Annotated in this window: 7 protein-coding genes and 1 pseudogene; 2 read left to right on the top strand and 6 right to left on the bottom strand. The window is 42.8% G+C overall.

Features of this window, described 5'->3' with window-relative positions; genetic code table 11:
* Positions 1-96: 96 nt before the first annotated feature.
* Positions 97-489: pseudogene (locus tag I6E38_RS14130) on the top strand (IS1380 family transposase); the annotation flags it as partial.
* A gap of 51 nt (positions 490-540) precedes the next feature.
* Here I6E38_RS14130 and I6E38_RS14125 read toward each other — a convergent pair.
* Positions 541-1,467 (bottom strand): alpha/beta hydrolase, encoded by a 927-nt coding sequence (locus I6E38_RS14125; RefSeq protein WP_235394595.1) that lies wholly within the window; start codon positions 1,465-1,467, stop codon positions 541-543.
* Between the two features lie 152 nt (positions 1,468-1,619).
* Here I6E38_RS14125 and I6E38_RS14120 point away from each other — a divergent pair, with 152 nt between their 5' ends.
* On the top strand, positions 1,620-2,906 hold the full coding sequence (locus I6E38_RS14120) for an IS1380 family transposase (RefSeq protein WP_235394594.1): 1,287 nt from the start codon (positions 1,620-1,622) through the stop codon (positions 2,904-2,906).
* Positions 2,907-3,051: 145 nt separating this feature from the next.
* On the opposite strand, the gene I6E38_RS14115 is transcribed toward I6E38_RS14120, so the two are convergent.
* The 5 genes from I6E38_RS14115 to I6E38_RS14095 form a co-directional block, all read right to left on the bottom strand.
* Entirely contained in the window at positions 3,052-3,441 is a 390-nt protein-coding gene (locus tag I6E38_RS14115; RefSeq protein WP_235394593.1) for a nucleotidyl transferase AbiEii/AbiGii toxin family protein, read from the bottom strand.
* A gap of 23 nt (positions 3,442-3,464) precedes the next feature.
* Positions 3,465-3,779, bottom strand: a complete 315-nt coding sequence (locus I6E38_RS15545) for a DUF6922 domain-containing protein (protein WP_235394592.1) — start codon at positions 3,777-3,779, stop codon at positions 3,465-3,467.
* Positions 3,780-4,015: 236 nt separating this feature from the next.
* The gene (locus I6E38_RS14105; protein ID WP_235394591.1) at positions 4,016-4,564 is read right to left on the bottom strand and encodes a hypothetical protein; all 549 of its coding nucleotides are present in this window, start codon (positions 4,562-4,564) and stop codon (positions 4,016-4,018) included.
* 285 nt (positions 4,565-4,849) lie between these two features.
* Positions 4,850-5,320 (bottom strand): hypothetical protein, encoded by a 471-nt coding sequence (locus tag I6E38_RS14100; protein WP_235394590.1) that lies wholly within the window; start codon positions 5,318-5,320, stop codon positions 4,850-4,852.
* Positions 5,311-5,901: a Panacea domain-containing protein gene (locus tag I6E38_RS14095; protein WP_235394589.1), complete on the bottom strand. Its 591-nt coding sequence runs from the start codon at positions 5,899-5,901 to the stop codon at positions 5,311-5,313. Before I6E38_RS14095 ends, I6E38_RS14100 begins: the two co-directional genes overlap by 10 nt.
* Between the last annotated feature and the right edge of the window lie 233 nt (positions 5,902-6,134).

Here is a 6,134-nt window from a genome sequence, read left to right as displayed (position 1 = left end):
TCCTTTTAAAATCTTCACTGCTTGCCATAATCGTATTTTTATGTTTTGCAGTGCAAAGGTAACTTGGTTCATGTAATATGCCTCGGAAACAATTGAGTGCTTACGGAGCAATTTGACTCCAAGCTCTCATCTGTTATAGACTCAACCCTTGGTATGAGATGCAAGCTGTATGGTTATCAATACAGCGAAATCATCCGTTCGCTTATGAGCGTTTATTTCTGTGGCGGCTCATTCATAGAAGATGTCACCACTCATCTGATGTACCACCTCTCGCTTTATCCGACACTTCGCACATGCAGTGCCGACACTATTCTCAGAGCCATAAAGGAACTGACCCAGGATAACATTTCCTACACATCAGACACGGGCAAGACCTATGACTTCAACACGGCAGACAAGCTGAATACATTGTTCCCCAATTGCCTGTTGTCCACAGGGCAGCTGAAAGAGGGCGAGGGGTATGACGTTGACTTCGACCACCAGTTCATAATATGATGCGCATAGTTGCGGATTTGAGGATTTTGAGAATAACTTCTATTATCAGTATCCGAAATACTTTTTGCAATACACGTTCATGATGCTGTCGTGGCGTGTCGTGCAGTCCTTGTCTTGCAACAGGGCGTGACCGGAATTTGGAAAGACGATGAGGTCGTAGGGTTTGCCGAGGCTGTCATATTTCGCTTGCAGGGCATGGTAGTGGTCAGGCTTAATCAGCCAGTCCTTTCCGCCGTATGCAAAGATGGCAGGTAGAGCCGTAGAATCGTTGATGTAGCTGACGGGTGAAGCCAGTAATTTGATGCTATCCAGCAACTCCCTTGAACATTCGTTTGCACGCATCCGCTTGCCCGTGCAACTGAAGACAAGGTTCTCCACGTCTTCCGCTTTTGCGTTCTCCTCGTAGGAGAACAGGATACGGAAGTCTGACGGCCCGACTTTGATTGCCTCGAAACGGAGCGGCAAAGGATGCGAATGATTGTAGGCAAACATCATGGCCAGATGCCCGCCTGCCGATGTCCCGGCAATAGCCATCTGACGAATGTGGACTCCCTTCTCGGACGCGAAGCCAACGATATGCCTGATGCACGAATCAATCTCGTCGGACATGGTATGCAGTGAAACGCTGTCTTCGCTCAAAAAACTATAGTTCATCGTAGCGGTGGCATAGCCCCTCTGAACCCAGGCGTAGCAGTCACCATAATGCTCATCTTTGTCACCGCCTAACCAGGAACCGCCGTGAACATATAGGATGAGAGCCAGGCTATCGTTTTTCTCTGCATCATTAGGCAGATAGAGGTCGTAAGTGTTGTGCTGTCGGCTTCCGTATGAGATGTCTTGAAACCGCTGGCCATACTCATCGTGCCATTTTGGCTTGAGCACATACATAACGATGGCTCCAATGACAACTGCCAGCACAACTGCGCCAGACAGACATCCACATCCTTTTTTCAGATAATTCTTTGTCTTCATATTGTTTCTCTTTTATTCCTTAATTCCGCAACAGTATTATAAATATAACTTTTTAAGTACCTGAGCAACAAAAAGTTGCTCAGGATTTGTCATGTCAGATTTTTTACCTATCTTAGTGTTGCAAATCAAAATATGTATCAAACCCGACAGACATGGTAAAGGTAGCAATTAAATCTGAGGAACTCACTCCTTTTGGAGGAATATTTTCAATAATGGAGCAATTTGACTCCAAGCTCTCATCTGTTATAGACTCAACCCTTGGTATGAGATGCAAGCTGTATGGTTATCAATACAGCGAAATCATCCGTTCGCTTATGAGCGTTTATTTCTGTGGCGGCTCATGCATAGAGGATGTCACCACTCATCTGATGTACCACCTCTCGCTTTATCCGACACTTCGCACATGCAGTGCCGACACTATTCTCAGAGCCATAAAGGAACTGACCCAGGATAACATTTCCTACACATCCGACACGGGCAAGACCTATGACTTCAACACGGCAGACAAGCTGAATACACTGCTCCTCAATTGCCTGTTGTCCACAGGGCAGCTGAAAGGGGGCGAGGGGTATGACATTGACTTCGACCACCAGTTCATAGAGACTGAAAAGTATGACGCGAAGCCCACATACAAGAAGTTTCTCGGATACCGTCCTGGTGTGGCAGTCATTGGCGATATGATTGTCGGCATAGAGAACAGCGACGGCAACACTAACGTTCGTTTCCACCAGAAGGACACGTTGAGGAGATTCTTTGAGAGGATTGAACAGAAAGGATTGACAGTCAATCGTTTCAGGGCAGATTGCGGATCCTGCTCAGAGGAAATTGTGGAAGAGGTCGGAAAGCATTGCATGACTTTCTATATCCGCGCCAGCCGCTGCGGTTCGCTTTACGATGACATCTTTGCGCTCAGAGGGTGGAAGAGAGAGGAACTGGGCGGCAGTGAGTTTGAACTGAACTCCATTCTTGTTGAGAAATGGAAAGGGAGGGCATACCGTCTTGTAATCCAAAGGCAGAAGCGAATTGACGGTGAGCTTGACCTGTGGGAAGGCGAATACACCTACCGCTGCATCCTTACAAATGACTACGAGTCTTCAGAGAAAGAGATTGTCAAATTCTATAACCTCCGTGGAGGGAAGGAACGCATCTTCGATGAAATGAATAACGGATTCGGCTGGAACAGGCTTCCAAAATCCTTCATGGGAGAAAACACGGTGTTTCTTCTGCTTACGGCACTCATACGCAACTTCTATAAATTCATCATGGCGAGGCTTGACGTGAAGAGGTTCGGACTCAAAGCAACAAGCCGCATCAAGGCGTTTGTCTTCAGGTTCATCTCTGTGCCAGCAAAGTGGATCAGGACATCAAGGCAGTATGTGCTGAATATCTATTCATGCAACAACGCTTATGCTGATGTGTTCCAGAATGACTTTGGATAACACCGACAACTTATGGTCGTGATTCTGCGTATTGCCTCAAGTCGCGTGGTAGGGTAAGGGGAATTTATGCGTCTTTGTGGCGATTTTTGCTGCGTTGCGCCCTCTTTTGCCGCAGTGACGCTACCTTTTTGACCTCTGTGTCATCTTATGAGGGCGGTTGCGGATTTGAGGCTTGTAACGAATAATGTTTCAATATGAAAAAAACATCGACAAAATCTTTTCTTGTGCCACGACCTTCTATTGCATTGATTTTCATCGCTGCAATATCTACTGGTGATGCTAAACGTATACCATCTTGAAATATAGCATCTTCAAGCCATGGATAACAACTATAATGAACAAAGTCGACCTTAATGTTGTCTACTGTATATATACGTATGTTCTTTGTTTCTTTTATAACTGATACTTTACCATATTTAGATAATATCTCTTGTGATATTTCCTGGCCACAAGTTAAATCACCAAAGAAATCCAAATCGACTGACTGCCGATGTCCATATTGCAAAGCTAATGCAGTACCACCAACCAGTCTCATGTCATTGAATGCAGGCTCTTGCATCAAGGATTTTTATAGTTCCAATGTCCTTGGTTCAACTGTTTCATACGATAGCATCTGTATTCCTCCTTTCTTGTGTTTGAAATGGCACATATATATGAAAGGCATTTGGAATCGAGTGAACGCAGATTCTTGCAAATATCCACGATTCTATCTTTGCCATAATAGCATAATAGTAATTTCCAATCACTCCAATTGCCATATTCCAAAACTCTTTGCACAAAAAAAGAAGGATACTTATCCATATCAGCCTGCGACTTGTCCACATCCCAAAACAAGACGGGAGAAAGTTTTTTTATACACTCTGTAGCGTTCATATATATTGTCTTTATTGTTTAAAAACAAAGGTAATATTTATATTTTACGCCACAAAGATTTTTCTCTCTTTTCTGTATTGATGAGGTTTTAAACTCATATCATTGAAGACATGAAACTTTCTAAGCTATCCATACAAACAGTTCCAGCATCCTTACCTTCTTTAGTCTCTTTCATAGCAGCTATGGTTAGTACTCAATTTAGGGCATAGCCCTTTGTATCGGCACTTTTGCAAGTCTTACAATACGCATGGATGTTGTTTAGCAAAATCGTTTTGCTCTTCTATCACCATCTTGCTCAATGCTGGCAGCATACGTTCTATCTTGCGACATTTAACCTTATTATAATAGAAGTCTATGTCGTCGAGCAGTTTGTTGCTAAGAGATTCGGGCATGTCGCCTCCATAACCACAGGCAACAAGAGCTATTGCAGACAATCTGCGGGCATCTTTGTCGTTACGGAATGTGCTACTCATAAGGATATTGGGCAGCATATCGTAAAGGACATTGCAATAGTGAAGCAAGTCGTTGAAGTCGGGGGATAAAGTGAGGTATGCTTCGAGCATCTCTTCCTGATATTGACGGAGCAACAAGAGAAACTTCTGCTTTGCCATCTTGCCTTTTATGTTTTGTGTCATTACCCAGAAAAGGGCATGAGACAACACTATACGGTCCTCGGAAGAGTGATAGTAAAAGGAACTGTCTTCGGGTTTGCTGTCCTTAAACAGTTTCTCTTCCATTTCTGCAAACATCTGCTTGCGCATTTCGTTTTTATCTGTAGGAACCATATTGAATGTTGAGTGTTGAATGTTGAGTGTTGAATTGTCGGCTTTGCCGATGTGGAATTATGAGTGGTGATTAAGGATTCTCAACTCACAATTGAGCAATTCATAATGCGCAAAGCGCAGTAATTCAAAACTCGTAATTCCTAATTCAAAATTTGTTTTGGTTCCCCACCGCAGTATCGCTCTGCGCGTGCCGCCACTCGGATAGGGATTAGAATGTTGTTATCGGCTTTGCCGCTTGCCAGAGCAAGAATTGTCGGCTTTGCCGATTATATAATTAAAACCTTACTAAATAATACCGAATCTCTTCTTTTCCTTACTAGTAAGAGTCTCGGTTGTTTTGAGAATATCAAAAATACCATGAAGGTCAGAGTCAGTAAGCGTACCGAAGTACTCTCCTTTCATTAGTTTCTCCAACGGAATGGAGAAGAGCATACCACAATCTACATAACTGTCATACTTCAAGAATTCAGGATAATCGATCTGATGAAGGAGATACTGGGCAGAGAGGAATGAGGCAGAATAGGCTGACTTAGGACTCATCTTGGTATTTACCAATACGGAACCATAGCAAACCTTCTTTATCTTATCGACACCTATGATTACCAATTTCTTGGGTTTCTGCTTTCTTCCATCCTTAAACACCAACCCCTCATCTATAGAAATGATGGTTCTGATTAATGAACCTATCTCCAACTTCTCTTCTGTAACTTGACGGAGATTGTAAAGATAAGCCTTTTGCAATTCCCTTAAATCCATGACAAAGCCTTTTGAACAGACTGGCGCTCACGAATAACAGCCAACATAGCCTTACTGGCACCAGCAGCATCCGCCATATCATACATTGTGATCTTGGTGTCCTCACCTGTCTTATCAGCTTGACGCTTCGCTCGTTTCCAAGCTTTATCCTCGTGGGATTTATCCGACAAGTCAAAAGAATCTACATCCTTACATTTGTCAATCCATTTATCAAGCATCTTGATGTCTGCAACTGAAAGTTCGTCCATATCGCAAACTGCATTCTTTGAAGCCAAAATAAGTTGATGACCATCCTTAGATAGTTCAACATACAAAGAAGCAGCAAAGTCTTTCAATTCAGAAGAAATCTCGGTCTTTCCTTCTACCCCACGCAAGACCTTATAGGTCAACGTTGGGACCGGTCCGTGCTTTCTTGCCACAAAAGTATCATAGACGATTGGTAAACCATACTCTTTCAACTGATTCTGCTGGGCGAAATACATCACCTTAAAGAGGTGGATATAATCCACTCCTTCAGGAAATGCCTTCAGAATGTAAAGCACCACAGCCTTTATCTTTAATATTTGCTCTATTGTCTTCATTATCGTATTTTTCTTGAATTTAACAAAAATACAACTTTATTACTAAAGCGCCAAGGATTTATCGGATTTTAACGTATCTTATTCCTTAGGTAAATCTCCATATCGAACAAATGCTATCATTCTCAGGTCTTTTGCTGATGGTCCTTTCTTGGATACACTTTATATTTACGAAAATTCACGTGACATTTACGATAATTTACGTTATGCGACAGAAAGTTATGCTTCGTGAACTA

The organism is Leyella stercorea (assembly GCF_021531355.1).
Taxonomy (GTDB): domain Bacteria; phylum Bacteroidota; class Bacteroidia; order Bacteroidales; family Bacteroidaceae; genus Prevotella.
This window is presented reverse-complemented; position numbering and strand designations above follow the sequence as displayed.